Genomic DNA, 866 nt, shown 5'->3' with positions numbered 1-866 from the left:
GTCTGGATCCATCCCGCGTCGCCGAGAGCGAGCTGGCTGATCGCGTTCCGCGTGAAGTCGAACCCGTCCCGCACGAACCCCTGGACGAGTCCGGCCGCCAGGAACAGCGGCCCCGCCACCACACCGCCGACCACAGCCCATCGCGCGGCGGACCGCGGCGCGGGCGCGGCGGACAGGACGGGGCGGGGCGCGGTGAGCGTGTCGGTCATGGTGGAGCCTTCCTTGCTTCGTTGTGGTCACCTGTATGACCGACGACGAGGAGAAGACTCATCGCTTCCGCCGATGTGCGGTGGATCACATGTCGGCCGGGACGAGCCGAAGTCGTCAGCAGGCGGCGGGCGTTCACCGACCGGGTGCCAAGCAAGCCGCGGTCGGCACAGGGAACCGTTGGCGCCATTGCACCGACGGCGCCACAAACTCGGCAGCAGCAGCCCGCCTGTTCAGCCGGCAACAGCGACCGAACCCGGGCAGTGGCTCACGAACGTGCGCCGGCCCGGCGGGTTCGGCAAGGACCGGCGCGCCGGCCGACGAGGGCTGGAACCCGGACGGGCAGGACGGGCCGGACACGACAGACCGTCAGCCGCTTGCACCCGCCTCGGGGGCGATCGCCGAGCGGCGACGGAGCGGCGGTCGAACTCCGGGTGCGCGTCCGTGCCACCCGCCGGGTGCGGAACGCCGGCGTGCCTACGGCACCGGTTCACCACCGCCGCGCGGCCCACTCGGGCGAGCCCGGGCCCCGGGCGCGGTCGCGCGCACCCCGCGCCGGTCAGGTCTGGGGCGGGGTCACCGGCCGCACCGGCGGCACCGCGCCGCGCGCCCGCAGGTCGGCGGCGCCGCCCGCGCCGAGCACGCCGGTGGTCCGCTCC

The 866-nt window shown here is 75.2% G+C and carries 1 protein-coding gene; it reads right to left on the bottom strand.

Features of this window, described 5'->3' with window-relative positions:
* Window positions 1–209: DUF998 domain-containing protein (locus tag VR44_RS11165; protein ID WP_045947280.1), on the bottom strand; the 209-nt coding region annotated here is incomplete at its 3' end.
* Window positions 210–866: the final 657 nt, after the last annotated feature.

The sequence above is a fragment of the Streptomyces katrae genome, from assembly GCF_000966975.1.
GTDB classification, from domain to species: domain Bacteria; phylum Actinomycetota; class Actinomycetes; order Streptomycetales; family Streptomycetaceae; genus Streptomyces; species Streptomyces katrae.
The sequence above is the reverse complement of the archived record's forward strand: the minus strand, read 5'-3'. Positions and strand labels throughout refer to the sequence as shown.